This window comes from Ralstonia sp. Ralssp135 (assembly GCF_047304345.1).
GTDB classification, from domain to species: Bacteria; Pseudomonadota; Gammaproteobacteria; order Burkholderiales; family Burkholderiaceae; genus Ralstonia; species Ralstonia chuxiongensis.
On the sequence record NZ_JBGLYZ010000001.1, the window covers coordinates 172,386 to 190,505 of the forward strand.

General features: G+C 63.8%; 19 protein-coding genes. 16 read left to right on the top strand and 3 right to left on the bottom strand.

The window, feature by feature from the left end; genetic code table 11:
* The first annotated feature begins 246 nt into the window (after window positions 1–246).
* A complete protein-coding gene (edd, locus tag ACCD03_RS00755) occupies window positions 247–2,076 on the top strand; it encodes a phosphogluconate dehydratase (RefSeq protein ID WP_413410511.1) in 1,830 nt (609 codons plus the stop codon).
* Window positions 2,077–2,125: 49 nt separating this feature from the next.
* Here the strand turns inward: edd and ACCD03_RS00760 are convergent, their stop codons facing one another.
* Window positions 2,126–2,824, bottom strand: a complete 699-nt coding sequence (locus ACCD03_RS00760) for a YceH family protein (protein WP_413410512.1) — start codon at window positions 2,822–2,824, stop codon at window positions 2,126–2,128.
* 102 nt (window positions 2,825–2,926) lie between these two features.
* A complete protein-coding gene (locus tag ACCD03_RS00765; RefSeq protein WP_413410513.1) occupies window positions 2,927–3,382 on the bottom strand; it encodes a universal stress protein in 456 nt (151 codons plus the stop codon).
* A gap of 155 nt (window positions 3,383–3,537) precedes the next feature.
* Between ACCD03_RS00765 and ACCD03_RS00770 the strand changes: the two genes are divergently transcribed.
* From ACCD03_RS00770 to ACCD03_RS00805, 8 genes are all read left to right on the top strand, one after another.
* Window positions 3,538–3,996: a DUF3293 domain-containing protein gene (locus ACCD03_RS00770; protein WP_413410514.1), complete on the top strand. Its 459-nt coding sequence runs from the start codon at window positions 3,538–3,540 to the stop codon at window positions 3,994–3,996.
* 97 nt (window positions 3,997–4,093) lie between these two features.
* Window positions 4,094–4,606 carry a hypothetical protein gene (locus tag ACCD03_RS00775; RefSeq protein WP_045205726.1) on the top strand — a complete coding sequence of 171 codons (513 nt, stop codon included), beginning with the start codon at window positions 4,094–4,096 and terminating at the stop codon, window positions 4,604–4,606.
* Window positions 4,607–4,838: 232 nt separating this feature from the next.
* On the top strand, window positions 4,839–5,996 hold the full coding sequence (locus ACCD03_RS00780; RefSeq protein WP_413410515.1) for a c-type cytochrome: 1,158 nt from the start codon (window positions 4,839–4,841) through the stop codon (window positions 5,994–5,996).
* 12 nt (window positions 5,997–6,008) lie between these two features.
* Window positions 6,009–7,799, top strand: a complete 1,791-nt coding sequence (gene ctaD, locus ACCD03_RS00785; protein ID WP_413410516.1) for a cytochrome c oxidase subunit I — start codon at window positions 6,009–6,011, stop codon at window positions 7,797–7,799.
* Window positions 7,796–8,404: a cytochrome c oxidase subunit 3 gene (locus ACCD03_RS00790; protein WP_413410517.1), complete on the top strand. Its 609-nt coding sequence runs from the start codon at window positions 7,796–7,798 to the stop codon at window positions 8,402–8,404. Before ctaD ends, ACCD03_RS00790 begins: the two co-directional genes overlap by 4 nt.
* On the top strand, window positions 8,401–9,093 hold the full coding sequence (locus ACCD03_RS00795) for a heme-copper oxidase subunit III family protein (RefSeq protein ID WP_413410518.1): 693 nt from the start codon (window positions 8,401–8,403) through the stop codon (window positions 9,091–9,093). The genes ACCD03_RS00790 and ACCD03_RS00795 overlap by 4 nt, the downstream gene beginning before the upstream one ends.
* Window positions 9,094–9,100: 7 nt before the next feature.
* Window positions 9,101–9,448 (top strand): cytochrome C oxidase subunit IV family protein, encoded by a 348-nt coding sequence (locus ACCD03_RS00800; RefSeq protein ID WP_024977949.1) that lies wholly within the window; start codon window positions 9,101–9,103, stop codon window positions 9,446–9,448.
* Window positions 9,449–9,611: 163 nt separating this feature from the next.
* Window positions 9,612–10,958: an MFS transporter gene (locus ACCD03_RS00805; protein ID WP_413410519.1), complete on the top strand. Its 1,347-nt coding sequence runs from the start codon at window positions 9,612–9,614 to the stop codon at window positions 10,956–10,958.
* Window positions 10,959–11,445: 487 nt separating this feature from the next.
* Here the strand turns inward: ACCD03_RS00805 and ACCD03_RS00810 are convergent, their stop codons facing one another.
* A complete protein-coding gene (locus ACCD03_RS00810) occupies window positions 11,446–12,348 on the bottom strand; it encodes a LysR family transcriptional regulator (RefSeq protein WP_112186891.1) in 903 nt (300 codons plus the stop codon).
* 130 nt (window positions 12,349–12,478) lie between these two features.
* On the opposite strand from ACCD03_RS00810, the gene ACCD03_RS00815 reads away from it, so the two are divergent.
* The 7 genes from ACCD03_RS00815 to maiA all read left to right on the top strand — a co-directional run bounded on the left by ACCD03_RS00815 (window position 12,479) and on the right by maiA (window position 18,083).
* Entirely contained in the window at window positions 12,479–13,465 is a 987-nt protein-coding gene (locus tag ACCD03_RS00815) for an FAD-binding oxidoreductase (protein WP_413410520.1), read from the top strand.
* A 34-nt stretch (window positions 13,466–13,499) separates the two neighbouring features.
* A complete protein-coding gene (locus tag ACCD03_RS00820) occupies window positions 13,500–14,756 on the top strand; it encodes an aromatic ring-hydroxylating dioxygenase subunit alpha (RefSeq protein WP_413410521.1) in 1,257 nt (418 codons plus the stop codon).
* A 1-nt stretch (window position 14,757) separates the two neighbouring features.
* On the top strand, window positions 14,758–15,249 hold the full coding sequence (locus ACCD03_RS00825) for an aromatic-ring-hydroxylating dioxygenase subunit beta (protein ID WP_413410522.1): 492 nt from the start codon (window positions 14,758–14,760) through the stop codon (window positions 15,247–15,249).
* 9 nt (window positions 15,250–15,258) lie between these two features.
* Window positions 15,259–15,582, top strand: a complete 324-nt coding sequence (locus ACCD03_RS00830; RefSeq protein ID WP_413410523.1) for a non-heme iron oxygenase ferredoxin subunit — start codon at window positions 15,259–15,261, stop codon at window positions 15,580–15,582.
* A gap of 10 nt (window positions 15,583–15,592) precedes the next feature.
* Complete coding sequence (gene gtdA, locus ACCD03_RS00835; protein ID WP_413410524.1) at window positions 15,593–16,639, top strand: gentisate 1,2-dioxygenase; 1,047 nt, start codon at window positions 15,593–15,595, stop codon at window positions 16,637–16,639.
* A 92-nt stretch (window positions 16,640–16,731) separates the two neighbouring features.
* A complete protein-coding gene (locus ACCD03_RS00840) occupies window positions 16,732–17,430 on the top strand; it encodes a fumarylacetoacetate hydrolase family protein (RefSeq protein WP_413410525.1) in 699 nt (232 codons plus the stop codon).
* A gap of 11 nt (window positions 17,431–17,441) precedes the next feature.
* Window positions 17,442–18,083: a maleylacetoacetate isomerase gene (maiA, locus tag ACCD03_RS00845; protein WP_413410526.1), complete on the top strand. Its 642-nt coding sequence runs from the start codon at window positions 17,442–17,444 to the stop codon at window positions 18,081–18,083.
* Window positions 18,084–18,120 lie beyond the last annotated feature (37 nt).

Genomic DNA, 18,120 nt, shown 5'->3' on the forward strand with positions numbered 1-18,120 from the left:
TTTGTAGTATTACTACATCGCGAGCAAGGCGTTCGTGAAACTGCTCGGGCAAGCGTTTCCGGCGAGGCTTTTGCCACAGAGCGTAGGCTTCGGCGCGTCTCTTGGCACGCAATTCGCGTGCTCGCCCGTGTTATCGGCACTGCATCGGATGCGATACCTGTGGAAAACCCTGCACCACATTCGGCGCATTTGTAGGAAAATTACAGCATTCCGTCCTGCCCGGACCTACCCCCCAGGAGAACCCGCATGGCCCTGCACCGCACTTTGGCCGCCGTCACCCAGCGCATCATCGACCGCAGCCGCGGCCCCCGCCAGGCCTATCTGGACGTCACCCGCAAGAACGCCGGCCGCAAGGTCGAGCGTACGCTGCTTTCGTGTACGAACCTCGCCCACGGTTTTGCGGCCATGCCAGGCGAAGCGAAGATCCGCCTGAAAGCGCTGGAACGGCCGAACCTCGGCATTGTCTCGGCGTACAACGACATGCTGTCGGCGCATCAGCCGCTGGAGGCGTTTCCGGCGTGGCTCAAGCAGGCCGCGCTGGATGCCGGCGGCACCGCACAGTTTGCCGGCGGCGTGCCGGCCATGTGCGATGGCGTCACGCAAGGGCAGGATGGGATGGAGCTGTCGCTGTTCTCGCGCGACACGATTGCCCTGTCGACGGCCGTGGCGCTGTCGCACCAGATGTTCGATGCGGCGCTGTACCTGGGCGTCTGCGACAAGATCGTGCCAGGGCTGGTGATCGGTGCACTGTCGTTCGGCCACCTGCCCGCCGTGTTCGTGCCGGCCGGCCCGATGACCACCGGCATCAGCAATGATGAAAAAGCCCGCACGCGCCAGCTGTACGCCGAGGGCAAGCTCTCGCGCGCCGACCTGCTGGAAGCCGAATCCAAGTCGTACCACGGCGCCGGCACCTGCACGTTCTACGGCACGGCCAACTCCAACCAGATGCTGATGGAGGTGATGGGCCTGCACCTGCCGGGCACCGCCTTCATCAACCCAAACACGCCGCTGCGCGAAGCGCTCACCCGTGAATCGGCGCGCCAGGCGCTCAAGCTCGTCTTCAGCGGCGACCAGTACACCCCCATTGCCGACGTGCTGAATGAGCACGCCTTCGTCAACGGCATCGTCGGCCTGCTGGCCACGGGCGGCTCGACCAACCACACGCTGCACCTCGTTGCCATGGCGCGTGCGGCCGGCATCCTGCTCACGTGGGACGACTTCAACGATCTGTCGGGCGTGATTCCACTGCTGGCGCGTGTGTACCCGAACGGCAAGGCCGACGTGAACGAATTCCAGGCCGCGGGTGGCCTCTCCATCGTGATTCGCGAACTGATCGATGCGGGCCTCCTGCACGACGACGTGACTACGATCATGGGCAAAGGCCTGCGCCGTCATTCGCAAGAACCCTTCCTGGACGGCGACAAGCTGGTCTGGCGCGATGGCGCTGCCGCCTCGCTCGATACCAACATCGTGCGCGGCGTGGCCGAGCCGTTCTCGCCGGACGGCGGCCTGCGCGTGCTCGATGGCAACATCGGGCGCTCGGTCATCAAGGTGTCGGCGGTCAAGCCGGAACATCGTTTTGTGGAAGCGCCGGCGCGCGTGTTCCTTGCGCAGGACGATCTGATCAATGCATTTAAGGCCGGCGAACTGGAGCGCGATTTCGTGGCCGTGCTGCCGTATCAGGGCCCGGCCGCCAATGGCATGCCCGAGCTGCACAAGCTCACGCCGACGCTGTCGGTGCTGCAGGAGCGCGGGTTCAAGGTCGCGTTGGTGACGGACGGCCGCATGTCGGGCGCGTCGGGCAAGGTGCCGGCCGCCATTCACATCACGCCGGAAGCGCTCAACGGCGGGCCGCTGGCGCGCGTGCGCGATGGCGACATCGTCGTGCTGGATGCCGAAGCGGGCACGCTCTCGGTGCGCGTACCGGAGGCGGAGTGGAATGCCCGCCAGGTCAGCGTGCCTGATCTGTCGCATTACCACGCCGGCGTTGGGCGGGATCTGTTCTCGGGTTTCCGCCGCAATGTGTCCGCGGCGGAAGAAGGCGCCTGCACGTTGTTCGTATCGGCAGGCGCATAAGCTGAAGGCAAACCGACCGGCCCCGCCCGATACGGGCGGCCGGTTGCGTCTACAGCACCGACTTGTCGATCGAGATACCCAGTTCACCGGCCATCTGCTCGACTAGCGCCTGAAGCCTGGCCACCTTGTCGGTCAACTGCTTCTGCTCCGCCTTCAGCGCTTCAAACTCAGACGGTGCGATGGACTCGTCAATGCCGTCGCCCTGCCGCATATCGGCTTGCGCAACTTCACCGCAGAGCAGGTGCATCCAACGGCTTTCTCGCTCCCCTGGCATACGCTGCAGCTTGACGACATAGGGCGGATCGTTCTCAGCCAGCTCATCCAGAAACGCTTCAACGGATGAAATATCGGCAAAGGCGTGGAACCGCGCGGCGTTCAGTCGCAGCTCGGCTGCGGTCTGCGGACCGCGCAGCAACAGCACGGTAAGCAACGCGACCGATTGGCTCGGCACACCAAGCACGCGGTTCATGTTGTGCTCGAAGCGCGGCACGCGGCTGCTGCTGCCTTCCATGACCAGGCTCATCGATTTCAGCCCGTCGATGGCCGTAAGGATCTCGGCTTCGGTGACGGACATGACCGGCGCACGTGCGGTTTTCTGATTGCAGCCGGCCGCCAGCGCATTGAGCGTCAGCGGATAAGTGTCGGGCACCGTGTGCTGCTTTTCGACCAGAACGCCGAGCACGCGTCCTTCAAGTGCGGTGAGGGTGCGGATGGCGCGACGCTGCACAGCGTCGGGATTGATATTCATGATGGGGCGGCGACGGATACGCTGGGTTGGGGCAAATCGAATCCCAACATCATATCCGGCACCCGCAGGCAGGAAGCCCTGCCTGCGCAACGACAGCGAAACTCAGCCTTTGGCCGGGCCGCGCACCAGCAACACCGGCGTGGTCGCCTGGCGGATGAACTTCTCGGCCACGCTGCCCAACATCGCATGCGCCAGCCCACGGCGGCCGTGCGTGCCGATCACGACCACATCGGCGCCACTGCGCGCCGCTTCGCCTTGCAGAGCGGCAGCCACATCCTCACCCACGTTCTGCGTTTCCACCAGCACCGTTTCCTGCTGCAAACCGGCAGAGGTGAGCGTTGCGGCGGTGTCGGCCAGCAGCGCGGTGCCGGCCTGGATAAACGACTTGCGCAGCTCGGTCGGGTCGTAATAGCCGACGTCAAACAGCATGGCCGGGCTGTCGACGATATAGACCGCGCGGACAGTGCTCTGGAATGCCTTGGCCAGGCGCACGGCCTCGGCCAGGGCCAGCTTGCTGGTTTCGCTGCCATCAATGGCGACCAGGATCTTCTTGTACATGGTTCAAGCCTCGCAGGGGAGTGGTTGTCGGAATACTGTGTTGACTGTGCTGACTGTGCTGGGGCAGCGTTCGGGCCACCCACACGCTATTCTGTGACATCGAACGCCCTTTTGCGTTGCGCCAAATCAGATGGCCGCGACCATGCGACGCAACAATGCACCGTCATCCGCCCGCTCCCGCACCTGAGTTGATTGCCGCTTACCGCAGCGCGCGGTATCGCGTCAGCGCACCGCAGGGCGACGTGCTGCTGCGCATCGATGCCGTCAACCCATGCGTGGCGGCTCTGCTTGCGCAAGCCAATGCACCGTGGGCCGTCTTCGTGACGGCGCATCAGCCTTTCTCCCACCCGGTGTCTGCCGATGAAAACGCTGCGCGGCAGGCCGAACTGCTGGCCTGGGCCATCGCGCGCGGCATGCCCTGGCTCTCTGGCGAAGGCGGCCCGCCGGAAGATGCCCCGGCGAACACGTGGTCGCCCGAGCCGAGCCTGCTTCTGTTCATCGAAGACCCGGCCATCGCCGACACCCTGATGCTCACGTTCGAGCAGAACGCCGTAGTGCTGTGCGATGCGCATGGATTTTGTACCTTGCGTTGGCACCCGTATCTGCCAGACTGATCTTGCACAAGGCACTTGTCGCACAGCGCTTTGCAGCACCGTAAGTGGCGCTTCCGATTCCTAAGTGCTTGCGTAGATACATCAGCAGGAGGTTCGTATGGAACTGCACATGCAATCGCATCATTGGGAGCGCCGCATGCCTGACTGGCTCGCCGCCAGCGTGGCCGGCCTCGTGGGCGGCGCACTGGTCATCGTGCTCGAATTCTTCTGGTCGACCATGGTGCTCAATGAAAGCCCATGGCGCCCGACCCACAAGATCGCCGCCATGGTCATGGGCCGGGGCGCACTGGAAGAGATGTCCCTGTTCAGCTACAGCATCGTCGTGACGGCGCTCGTGCTGCACTTCGTGCTGGGCGCCATCATGGGGATGATCCTTGGCGCCATCATCGCGCCGTTCCACTTCGATTCGAGCCCGGGCATGCTCGCGGCCGTTGGCGTGGTCTTCGGGATCGTGGCGTACGCGGTGAACTTCTACGGCATGACGGCCGTGTTTCCGTGGTTCGTGTCGGAGCGCGGCTCGGGGCCGCTACTGGCGAACCTGCTGTTTGGGGTGGCGGCGGCCATCACCTACGGCATGCTGGAGCGGCGCGTACGCGAACCGATGCACTGACACGCCCCTTTTTCCTGCGGCGCCGCAAGCTGAGCGGCGCCATCAGGAGGCGGCCGCCTCTGGCAACACATGCCGGAGGCGGCCGTTTTGCATTGCGGCGCAGCACGCAGATGCCACATCGGCGCTATCTGTACGCTGGGTGCGCCTCGTCCTTACGTTGCCTTGCACGATCCGAGTGCGCGACCTAGCCTGTCTTTAGCGTGTTGAGGGAATCCCTCGCCGGGAGGTGCCCATGGCCCTTGCGATTGCGCTCGTGCTGATCGTCGTGCTGGCGGTGGGGTTTCACTTTGCCAGCCCGTGGTGGATCACCCCGATCGCCTCCAACTGGGTGCGCATGGACGACACGCTGACGATCACCATCGTCATCACCGGCGTGCTGTTTGTCGCCATCAACCTCTTCGTCGTCGCAGCGCTCCTGCGCTATCGCCATCGCGATGGCCAACCCAACCAACGCGCCGCCTACGAGCCGCACAACACGCGACTGGAATGGTGGCTGATCGGCGTCACCAGTGTGGGTGTGGCAGCGCTGCTCGCGCCCGGCCTGTTCGTCTATGCCGATTACGTGCGCCCGCCAGCGAACGCCCTGCAGATGGAAGTGCTCGGCCAGCAATGGCAATGGCGCTTCCGCTTTGCCGGCCCCGGCGGCAAGCTCGGCACGACCGACGTGCGCTACATGAGCAACGACAACCCGTTCGGCATGAACCCGGCTGACCCGAACGGACGCGACAACTACCTGATCGAAACCCCCGAACTGCACCTGCCGATCAACCGCCCGATCCAGGTGCTGGCGCGCTCGCGCGATGTGCTGCACGACTTTTATGTGCCGCCGTTCCGCGCGCGCATGAACATGGTGCCGGGCATGATCACCACGTTCTGGTTCACGCCCACCAAGGCAGGCCGCTACGACATCCTGTGCGCGCAGCTCTGCGGTATCGGGCACTCCAACATGCGCGGTGTGGTGGTCGTGGAAGACGAGGCATCGTTTGCCCGCTGGCTCGCGCGGCAGACCACCTTCGAGCAGAGCCAGAAGGCGAAAGTGCAGGCCGCCCCCGCCGCTGCGGGCGGCAGCGCACAGGCTCTGGTGGAGCAAGGCCACACGCTCGCGCAGGCCAAAGGCTGCGTCGCCTGCCACACGGTGAATGGCACTCCTGGCGTCGGCCCGACATGGAAGGGCTTGTACGGCTCCACACAGACCATGGCCGACGGCTCAACCGCTGTGGCCGATGAAGCCTATCTGCGTGCCTTCATCCGCGATCCGAAAGCGCGTGTGGTCAAAGGCTTCGCGCCCATCATGCCGAACTTCGACCTGAGCGAGCAGGAACTCGCAGCGCTGGTGGCATACATCAAAGCGCAAGGTGGCGACGCTGCGGCGACCGCTGCAAAACCGTAGCGAGGAGAAACCATGTCCTACGGACACGCCGACGCCGACCACGCCCAGGGTCACGCACCTCAAAGCTTCTGGACACGCTACGTCTGGAGCCAGGACCACAAGGTCATCGCGGTGCAGTATTCGCTCACGGCCATCGCCATCGGGCTGGTGGGGCTCGTGCTGTCGAACCTGATGCGGCTGCAGTTGGGCTTTCCGGGCAAGTTCGCCTTTATCGACGCCAACCACTACTATCAGTTCGTCACCATGCACGGAATGATCATGGTGATCTACCTACTCACGGCGCTGTTCCTCGGTGGCTTCGGCAACTACCTGATCCCGCTCATGCTGGGCGCGCGCGACATGGTGTTCCCGTTCCTGAACATGCTCAGCTACTGGGTCTACCTGCTGGCCGTGCTGGTGCTGGTGGCGAGCTTTTTCGTGCCGGGCGGGCCCACCGGCGCGGGCTGGACGTTGTATCCGCCGCAGGCGATCCTGCCCGGCACGCCCGGCACCGAATGGGGCATTGTGCTGATGCTGGTGTCGCTGGCGATCTTCATCGTGGCGGCCACCATGGGCGGGCTGAACTACGTGACCACCACGCTGCAGGCGCGCACGCGCGGCATGACGCTCATGCGCATGCCGCTCACGGTATGGGGCATCTTTACCGCGACCGTGCTGGCGCTGCTGGCGTTTCCGGCGCTGTTCGTGTCGGCCATCATGATGCTGCTCGACAAGACGCTGGGCACCAGCTTCTTTGTGCCGGCGGTGGTTTCGATGGGGCAGCATCTGCCGCATGCCGGCGGCAGCCCGCTGCTGTTCCAGCACCTGTTCTGGTTCTTCGGGCACCCCGAGGTGTACATCGTCGCGCTGCCCGCCTTCGGCATCGTGTCGGACCTCATCAGCACGCACGCGCGCAAGAACATCTTCGGCTATCGGATGATGGTGTGGGCCATCGTCATCATCGGTGTGTTGTCGTTCGTTGTCTGGGCGCACCACATGTTTGTTTCGGGCATGAACCCGTACTTCGGCTTCTTCTTTGCCACCACCACGCTCATCATCGCCATCCCGACGGCGCTCAAGGTCTACAACTGGGTGCTCACGCTGTGGCATGGCGACATCCACCTGACCGTGCCGATGCTGTTTGCCATCGGCTTCATCAGCACGTTCCTGATTGGCGGGTTGACGGGGCTGTTCCTGGGCAACGTGAGCGTCGACATCCCGCTGTCCAACACGTACTTCGTGGTGGCGCACTTCCACATGGTGATGGGCGTGTCGCCGATCCTGGTGGTGTTCGGCGGGCTGTATCACTGGTATCCGAAGGTGACGGGCCGCATGCTGAACGACACGCTGGGCCGCGCGCATTTCTGGATCACCTTCATCGGCACGTACCTGATCTACTTCCCGATGCACTACCTGGGCTTGCTGGGCATGCCGCGGCGGTACTACGCGTATGAGGGCTACAGCTTCATCCCGCACTCCGCGCAGACACTGAATACGTTCATCACCGTCATCGCCATCATCGTGGGCGTGGCGCAGTTGCTGTTCCTCTTCAACCTGGCGTGGAGCCTCGTACGCGGCAGAAAGGCCGAAGCCAACCCGTGGCGGGCAACCACGCTCGAATGGCAGACGCCGCAGACGCCGCCCGTGCACGGCAACTGGGGGCCGACGCTGCCAGTGGTCTATCGCTGGGCATACGAGTACAGCCCGCCCGACCGTGTGGATGATTTCGTGCCCCAGAACGAACCGCCCACCGGCGCACCCGACATGGGTACCGAAGCGGCGCCGGGAACCGACATCCTCCACACCAGCGGGGTGCGCACATGACGACCCTGCCCCGCCACTTTGTTCCCGAAACCCCGCCTGTATTGCCCCACGCCGGGCGCATTGGCCTGCGCGTCTTCATGGCCGTGGTGACGGCGCTGTTCTCGCTGCTGATCCTGGCCTATGCCATGCGCATGCGCGAGCCGGATTGGATGCCGGTTCCTCACCCCGTGCTGCTGTGGTGGAACACCGGCGTGCTGGCGCTGGCCAGCGTGGCCATGGAACTGGCACGACGCGCGGGAGCACGCCGCACGATCTGGCTGCTCGCGGGCGGCGCGCTTGCCGCGCTGTTCGTCTTTGGCCAATGGGCAGCGTGGCAGCAACTGTCCGCCACCGGGCAAGGCGTGGCAGTCAACCCATCCAACAGCTTTCTATATGTGTTCACCGGCCTGCATGCTGCGCATGTCATCGGTGGGCTCGTCGTCTGGGCGGTGACGGTCGCACGCCTGCGCAAGAACGCCGAGCGCACCCAGCGTGCCGTTGCCCTCTGCGCGGCGTACTGGCACTTCCTGCTGGCCGTGTGGCTCGTGCTGCTGGCAGCAATGTGGTGGATCACGCCCGCATTCGTCAGCGCCATCTGCGGGCCGTTGTACGGAGCCACGCCATGATCAACCCCACGCTCCCCACCGACTCGGCCAACGCCTTGCCCGAAGGCTGGCCCGGCGTCGTCAACGACTGGTCGGGCGACCGCGAAGCCTTCAAGGTGCCGTGGGGCAAGGCCATGATGTGGATCTTCCTGCTGTCGGACACCTTCGTCTTCAGCAGCTTCCTGATCGGCTACATGACCGTGCGCATGTCGACCACAGTGCCATGGCCCGACACGGCCGAAGTGTTCGGCATGAAGATCGGCGGCGTGGAGGTGCCGTTGCTGCTGATTGCCATCATGACCTTCGTGCTCATCAGCAGCAGCGGCACCATGGCCATGGCCGTCAACTTCGGTTACCGGCGCAACGCCAGGCGCGCCGCCGCGCTCATGCTGGCCACGGCATTGCTGGGGGTCTGCTTCGTCAGCCTGCAGGCATTCGAGTGGACCAAGCTGATCGTGCTCGAAGGCGTGCGCCCCTGGGGCAACCCGCTGGGTGCGGCGCAGTTTGGCGCGTGCTTTTTCATGATCACCGGGTTCCATGGCTTTCACGTGACCTGCGGCGTGATCTACCTGCTGCTGGTCGCACGCAAGATCCGGCAGCCGGGCTTTGCCGAGCACGGCAACTTCCAGATCGTGGAGATCGCGGGCCTCTACTGGCACTTCGTCGATCTCGTCTGGGTGTTCATCTTTGCGTTGTTCTACCTGTGGTGAGGCAGCCATGAACCACACCGACCCATCCTCCACGCCAGCGGTGCCCGACACCCATGGCCAGCAGCACAGCATCAGCGTCTACCTGAAAATCTGGGGCCTGCTGTTCGTGCTCAGCACGCTGTCGTACTTGGTGGACTACTTTCGCGTGGAAGGGCTGACGCGCTGGGTGCTGATCGTCGTGCTGATGATCGCCAAGGCCGGGCTGATCGTCTCTGTGTTCATGCACATGATGTGGGAGCGGCTGGCGCTGGTGTACGCCATCCTGATGCCGCCACTCGCGTTACTGGTGCTGATGGTGCTGATGGCCGCAGAGGCACATCACACGTTCGGGATGCGCATGTTGTTCTTCCACTGAGCCGCCTCTCGGCTGTCGTTTGACCGGCCGCCCCAGGCCGGCCCCGCCTACCTTTTCCGTCCAGTATCAATCTGGTGAATGTCGCGCATTCACCAGCCGACTGGCGTGCCTCCTCGGTGCCCGCTACCTTCAGCGCACACCTACAAAAAACTGAGGAGACACCATGCTGCCCCACCCTTCAACCATCGACGTGCGAGCGTGGCTCGACGGCCAACGCTTTTCTGCCTTCCAGTGGCGCGTCGTTGCGCTGTGCTTTTTCATCGTCGCCATTGACGGCTTTGACACCGCCTGCGTCGGCTTTATCGCGCCGGCGCTCGTGCAGGACTGGCACGTCACCCCCGGCGTGTTGGGCACTTTGTTCAGTGCCGGCCTCGCGGGGCTGATGGTTGGCGCGCTCGCCTTTGGCCCATTGGCAGACCGCATCGGGCGCAAACGCACGCTGCTGATTACGGTGGCGGCGTTTGGCGTGGCCACCGTGGCATCGGCGTTTGCACCCAACGTGAGCGCGCTGATCGCGTTGCGGTTCCTGACAGGCCTCGGCCTGGGCGGGGCCATGCCCAACGCCATCGCCCTCACGTCTGAATACTGCCCGGAGCGCCGGCGCTCCTTCCTCACCACGGTCATGTTCTGCGGCTTTACGTTGGGCTCGGGCTTTGGTGGCATCGTCGCGGCGCAACTGGTGCCGGATTTTGGCTGGCGCAGCGTGCTGCTGTTTGGCGGCGTCGTGCCACTGGTGCTGGTGCCGTTGATGGCCTTCGCGCTGCCGGAGTCGGTGCGCTACTTGGTGTCCAGTGGTGCAGACAACACCGCAGTCGGCAAGCTGCTCAACCGCATTGCGCCGTTGGACGTCACGCCCGATACCCGCTTCGCGCTGCATGAGGCCAAGGCGTTGGGGTCGCCGGTGCGGCAGCTCTTCCTGCCGGCGTTCCGCACGGGCACGCTGTTGCTGTGGACGGTGTTCTTCATGAGCCTGCTGATCGTCTATCTGCTGACGAACTGGCTGCCGACGCTGATTCACGCGGGTGGCGTGTCGCTCGCGCTGGCGTCGCGCATTGCGGTGATGTACCAGGTGGGCGGCACCATCGGCGCGCTCATCATCGGACGGTTGATGGATCGGTATCCCGCGACGATCGTGCTGTGCGGCACCTACGGCCTGGGCGCCATATTCCTCGCCCTGACAGGCGTGACGCAAGGCACGATGCTCGCCTTTGCCGTCACGGGTGTGGGCTTCTGCATCAGCGGCTCGCAAATCGGCGCGAACGCATTCGCAGCGCAGTTCTATCCCACTGCCAACCGTGTGACGGGCATCAGTTGGGCACTGGGCGTGGGCCGTCTGGGTTCGGTGTGCGGTGCGCTGGTGGGTGGCGTCTTGCTGACGGCAAACATCGGGTTCCAGCTGCTGTTCCTGATCGTGGCGGTGCCGGCAGCAATTGCGGCGGTGGCCATCTTCCTATGCGGCAGCCAAGCCAAACGTACCGGCGGCGGGCAGGCATTGCCCGTTGCCCCGTAAGGCAAGTAAGCGTTCCGCCCTTTGAGGGTGGATTACGGACCTCAAACAGTGGAGTGTCGCTGTTTGAGGTCCAAAATTTCGACCTCCGAGCGCGGCGTTCGACAGTCCGAGAGTGGAACGCCAGCCTCAATCTGCCGAGCACGACGGTCCGAGGGCGGAGTGCGAGCCTCGGAGCACGGAAGGATCGAATGTTTCAGGGCGGAGCGCGAGCCTCCAACAGTCGCGTTCGAGCCTTCGAGACTGAAGCGTCACCCTCCAAGCGCGGCAATCGAATGTTTGAGAATGACGCACGCCCCTCTGACCGTGGAGTGTGTCCCTCAGAGGGCCATCGTCGAGCGATCGAGCCCGATGCTCGACCCTCGGACGTTGGAGCGCCAGTGTTCGAGCCTCAGTCCTGACGCTCCAAAGGTGGAATTCGAGTGTTCGACGGTGGAGCGCGATGCTCCAGCACTCGCAGGCAACGAGGCGGCATACCCTTGCAGCCTGCCTAGATCGCAAACATCTCGAAAAGCAACTGCCGCAGCCATTGATTGGCCGGCTCGCGGTGATTGCGTCCGTGCCACAGCACATTGATGGTGATATCCGGAATCTTGGCCGGGCACGGTGCCGTGGCCAGGTCAAACGGTTTGAGCGTGCGCGTGGCATAGGCCTCGGGCACCACCGCAATCATGTCGGTCGACTGCAGGATGTGCCCCAGCGCCACAAAGTGCGGCACACGCAGGCTCACCCGCCGCGGCATCCCTGCCCGCAGGATGGTTGAATCCACCATGCCGTGGCCCGTTCCCTCCGCCACGATCGACACGTGCTCGGCTTCCAGGAAGCTCTTCATGGTCATGCCGTTCTTGGCGAGCGGATGGCCCTTGCGGAAGAGGCACACATAGCGCTGCTTGAACAGCCTGCGCTGGAAGAAACCCGCCTTCAGGTCCGGCAGAAAGCCAATGGCGAGATCCACACGGCCGGCCTCCATCTCGTCGCGCAGCGTGTCGGCATGGTTGCGCACCGTGCTGATGGTCACCCCGGGGGCGTCCTTCTCCAGGCGGCGCATCAGACTGGGCAGAAAGTAGATCTCGCCGATGTCCGTCATCGCAATGGTGAAGGCACGTGTGCTCGTCTTGGGGTCGAACTTGGTCGTGGCGTTGAGCGAGTTGTAGATCGCCCCGAGCGCGTAGGCGATGGGCTCGGCGAGTGTCTCGGCAAAAGGCGTCGGCACCATGCCCTTCGATGTGCGGATGAACAGCTCATCTCCAAACAGCTTGCGCATGCGGTTCAGCGCATTGCTGATGGCCGGTTGCGAGATGCCCAGTGTTTCCGCCACGGCAGAGACACGACGTTGCCGAAGCAATTCATTGAAGACGACCAACAGGTTGAGGTCGATGTCCTGCAGTTCCACCGCGTGTCTCCTCGTGTTCTCGCATTATCACTGCGAGTGATATGAGACATCAGGTTGCTTCTATTTATGTATGTGGTCAAGCGAGCCATGATGCTTCCACACAGAAAAACGACTAGCCCGGAGACACGGCATGGACATCACCGTCACCCCACTGCAGCGCATTGTCAGCGCGCGCTCGGGCGATAACCTGCTCGAAGTGCTTCGCACCAACGAAGTCCCCATCTCGTATAGCTGCATGGCCGGCCGCTGCGGCACGTGCCGCTGCCGCGTCGTATCCGGCAATGTGGCGGTCACGGGTGGAGCCGATATGAACAGCCCCTCGGCCTCCGGCCAGATCGTGCTGGCCTGCCAGACCACGCTGGTGGAAGACTGCGCGATCGAATTGCCGGAAGTGGACGAGGTTGTCGTGCACGCCGCCCGGATCGTCAAGTCGAAGGTCGCGTCCATCGAAGACATGACCCACGACATCAAGCGCATCCGGCTGGACCTCGCCAAGCCGCTCGATTACTCGCCCGGCCAGTACGCCACGCTGCAGTTCACGCCCAAGCATGTGCGGCCGTATTCGATGGCCGTCGCCAACGAAGGGAACACCCTTGAGTTCCATGTGCGTGTGGTACCGGATGGCCGTGTCACTTCGTACATTGCCCGCGAGCTCAAGGTGGGCGATGACGTGCGCGTGAGTGGCCCGCTGGGCACGGCGTATCTGCGCCGCCGGAATGCAGACCCGATCCTTTGCGTCGCGGGCGGCACCGGCCTCGCGCCCATCCTCTCCATCCTGCGCGGTATGGCCGATGCGTGCATGACCAACCCGGTACACGTGTACTTCGGGGTGCGTTCACCCATCGACGTGTACGGCACGCATTGGCTGGATGCGCTGCGCGAGCGCCTGCCGAACCTGCACACGCACGTCGTCATCACGACATCCAATACAGACCACCGCTACCGCTCGGGCGTCGTGACCGACGCCGTGGCGAGCGACTGGTCGAGCCTTGTGGGCTGGCGCGCCTATCTGGCCGGCGCGCCCGTCATGGTGGACGCCGCGAGCCTGCTGCTGCGCCAGCGCGGCGTGCTGCCCGAACACATTTACGCGGATGCCTTCTACGCCGTTGGCGTCTGAAGCAGCACGCCCATTACAAGCCTCGGAGACACCCATGAAAGAGTCGACCCTCACGTTCTCCAGACCCGTCTGGAAAGACGATGGCTCCAGCCGGATTCCATTCCGCGCCTACACCGACGACGAGATCCACCAGCGCGAGCTGGAGCGCCTGTTCTACAACGGGCACTGGTGCTACGTCGGTCTGGAAGCGGAGATACCCAACGCGGGCGATTTCAAGCGCACGGTGGTGGGCGAACGTTCGGTGATCGTCACCCGTACACCGGACGGCGCGGTTGCCGTGGTGGAGAACGTCTGCGCGCACCGCGGCGTGCGCTTCTGCCGCGAGAAATCCGGCAACCGAAAAGACTTCACCTGCCCCTATCACCAGTGGAACTACGACCTGAAAGGCAACCTGATCGGCGTGCCGTTCCGGCGGGGCGTGAAGTCTGAAGGCAAGGTGCAGGGCGGCATGCCTGCCGATTTCGATCCGAAGGAGCACGGGCTCACGCAGCTCAACGTTGCCGTGCGCAACGGGGTCATCTTTGCCTCGTTCGACCATGACCTGCCGTCTTTGGAGGACTTTCTTGGGCCCACCATCCTTGGCTATTTCGACCGCGTGTTCGATGGTCGCAAGCTGAAGATTCTTGGCTACAACAAGCAGCGCATTCCGGGCAACTGGAAGCTGATGCAGGAGAACATAAAAGACCCGTATCACCCGGGGCTTTTGCACACATGGTTCGTCACGTTCGGGCTCTGGCGGGCGGACAACAAATCAGAGCTGAAGATGGATGCGCTGCATCGCCACGCCGCAATGATCTCCACACGCGGCACTGGTGGTAAAGGGGCCGTCACCAGCGGCGTCACCAGCTTCAAAGAGAAGATGACGCTGCACGACGACCGCTTTCTCGATGTCGTGCAGGAACCCTGGTGGGGTGGCCCCACGGCCGTGATGATGACCGTCTTCCCGAGCGTGATCATCCAGCAGCAGGTCAATTCGGTGTCGACGCGACACATCCAGCCCAACGGCCACGGCTCGTTCGATTTCGTCTGGACCCACTTCGGTTTTGAAGACGACACCGAAGAGATGACGCAGCGCCGTCTGCGCCAGGCCAACCTGTTCGGGCCCGCCGGCTTTGTCTCAGCAGACGACGGCGAGGTCATCGAGTTCTCGCAGGAAGGCTTCGAACAAAAGCCTGGCCACCGCACCGTGGTCGAACTCGGCGGCCGCGAAGTGGGCGACACCGACCACATGGTCACGGAAACGCTCATCCGCGGCATGTACGAATACTGGCGCAAGGTGATGGAGATCTGACATGGCTGACGCGACTGACACACTCGATTTCTCGACCTACCAGCAACTGCTAGCGCTTTACACGCGCTATGCCAGCGCCGTGGACAACGCAGCGTGGGATCAATGGACCGACCTCTTCGTCGACGACTGCACCTACAAGGTCCAGCCTCGCGAAAACTACGAACGCGGCTTTCCGCTCGCCACGCTGTCGTTTGAAAGCAAGGGCATGTTGAAGGACCGCATCTACGGCATCACCGAGACGATCTTCCACGACCCGTATTACCAGCGCCATGTGGTGGGCCTGCCCGAAGTCACGCACGTGGAAGGCGACTGCATTGAAGCGCAAGCCAACTACGCCGTGTTCCGCACCAAGCCCGATGCGCTGTCGACGGTGTTCAACGTCGGCCGCTACATCGACACCATCGTCCGCACCGAAACGGGATTGAAGCTGAAATCGCGCACCTGCGTGTTCGACAGCGAAATGATCCCGAACTCGATCATCTATCCGATCTGAGGTCTGCCCATGAGCAATACATCAACCACCACCTGGCTCAAGCTCATCAGCGTTGACGACCTGCCGGACGACGACGTGATTGCCGTCAGTGCGGGCGATGCAGAGATCGCGGTGTACCGCGTTGCCGGTGAAATCTTCGCCACCGACAACGTCTGCACGCACGGCCACGCGCGCCTGTGTGACGGCTTTCTCGACGGCTACGAGATCGAATGCCCGCTGCACCAGGGCAAGTTCGACGTGCGCTCGGGCAAGGCGATGTGCGAGCCGCTCACGACCGACGTGCGCACGTTCCCGATCAAGATCGAAGACGGCCACGTCTTTGTCGAGCTGTAAGGGGATGGCCATGACATCAACCACGCTGCAGACCGAGCGCGGCGCGTACTACGCGCAACTCAATGACAAGCAACTGGCGCCGCTGTGGGAATCGCTGCATTCGCTGGTGCCGCGCGAGCCCAAACCGCGCATCGTGCCCGCCATCTGGAAGTACAACGACGTGCGCCCGCTGGTCATGCAGGCCGGCGCCGTCATCAGCGCGGAAGAGGCCGTGCGCCGCGTTCTGATCCTGGAGAACCCGGGGCTGCCGGGCAAGGCCAGCATCACGTCCACGCTGTACGCGGGGCTGCAGTTGATCTTGCCGGGTGAGATCGCGCCGAGCCACCGGCATACGCAATCGGCGCTGCGTTTCATTGTCGAAGGCCGTGGCGCGTGGACGGCCGTCAACGGCGAACGCACCACGATGCACCCCGGCGATTTCATCATCACGCCTTCATGGACGTGGCACGACCACGGCTGCCCGACGCTTGAGGCGGGTGGCGAACCCGTCGTCTGGCTGGACGGCCTCGACATTCCGCTGGTGCAACAGTTCGACTGCGGCTTTGCCGAGAACTACCCCGAGGCGCAACAACCCGTGATGCGCCCGGAAGGTGACAGCTACGCGCGCTTCGGCCACAACATGGTGCCGGTGCGCCATCGCGTGACCGACCCCACATCACCAATCTTCAGCTACCCGTATGCGCGCACGCTCGAAGCGCTGGACACGCTCTACCGACACGGCGAACTGGACCCCTGGGACGGCGTGAAGCTGCGTTACGTGAATCCCGCCACCGGCGGCTGGCCGATGCCCACCATCGCCACCTTCATGCAGTTCCTGCCCAAGGGCTTTGCGGGCAAGACCTACCGCAGCACTGACGCCACCGTCTACAGCGTGGTGGAGGGTCGCGGCACGGCACGCATTGGCGACGTGCAATTCGAGTTCGAGCCGCGCGACGTGTTTGTCGCGCCGTCGTGGGCACCGGTGCAGCTCAACGCATCGGAGGATGCGGTGCTGTTCAGCTATTCCGACCGGCCCGTGCTGTCAGCACTGAATCTGCTGCGCGAAGCGCGCACCTGAAGAAAACCCATTCCATTGCTCTTGCGGCGTGCCGGAGGCACCGCCGCTGGTCTTGCACACCCGAACGATTTAGCCACCCGACAGAAGCCAACATGACCTACGTCTTCACGCCCCCTGCCCTCACCACCGTGCCCGTTGCAGGCAGCAGCGACCAATTTGCCGTGCGCCGCGTCTATTGCGTGGGCCGCAACTACGCCGCCCACGCCCGCGAGATGGGCTACGACCCCGACCGTGAACCGCCGTTCTTCTTCTGCAAGCCCACCGACGCCATCGTGCCGGTGGCGGATGGTCAAACGCTTGAACTGCCGTATCCCTCGCAAACGCTGAACTACCACTACGAAGCCGAGCTGGTGGCCGTGATCGGCAAATCCGGCGCAGACATCTCCGTAGACAACGCGCTCGACCATGTGTGGGGCTACGCCGTCGGGCTGGATATGACACGCCGCGACCTGCAGATGAAGATGCGTGAGATGGGCCGCCCATGGGAAATCGGCAAGGCGTTCGATGTCTCTGCCCCGATGGGGCCCATCCACCCGGCCAGCAAGATCGGCCACCCGCAACAAGCCGGCATCTGGCTGACCGTGAACGGCGAGACCAAACAGCGCAGCGATGTATCGCACCTGATCTGGTCGGTGGCGGAAACGGTGGCGTACCTCTCGCAGTTCTTCCGTCTGGAACCCGGCGACGTGATCTTTACCGGCACGCCGGAGGGCGTGGGGGCCGTGAAGCGCGGCGACAGCATCGTCATGGGCGTCGATGGCCTGGGCGAGCTGAAGGCCTGCATCGTCTGAGCGGGCGCGCCATGCAGCTCTACAGCTTCTTCAACAGCTCGACGTCGTATCGGGTGCGCATTGCGCTGGCGCTCAAGGGGCTGCCGTACGAGACGCTGCCGGTGAACATCCGCACCGGCGAGCATCGCGCGGCAGGCTATGTGGAGCACATCAACCCGTCGGCGGGCGTACCAGCGCTCATCGACGGCGAGATGCAATTGAGCCAGTCGCTCGCGATCATCGATTACCTCGATGTGCGCTACCCCGAGCCACGGCTCATTCCGCTCGAACCATTGCAGCGCGCACGCGTGCTGGAACTGGCCAACGCCATCGCGTGCGACATCCACCCCATCAACAATCTGCGCGTGCTGCGCTATCTGCAAGACGTGCTGAAGGTCACGCCCGAGCAGAAGGACGCGTGGTATCGCCACTGGATCGACGAAGGCATGGCGACCGTCGAGCGCTTGCTCGCGCGCTACGGCGCCGGCCCATGGTGCTTTGGGGATGCGCCGACGCTGGCCGACGTGGCGCTGGTGCCGCAGGTTGCCAACGCACTGCGCATGGGGTGTTCGCTGGAGCGGTACGAGCGCGCGATGGCGATCTACCAACACGCCAGTGCGCATCCGGGCTTCAAGGCAGCCGCGCCGGCACAACAACCAGATTTCGCCGCCTGATGCACGTCACGCATCGCTGAAAAACAATCACAACGGA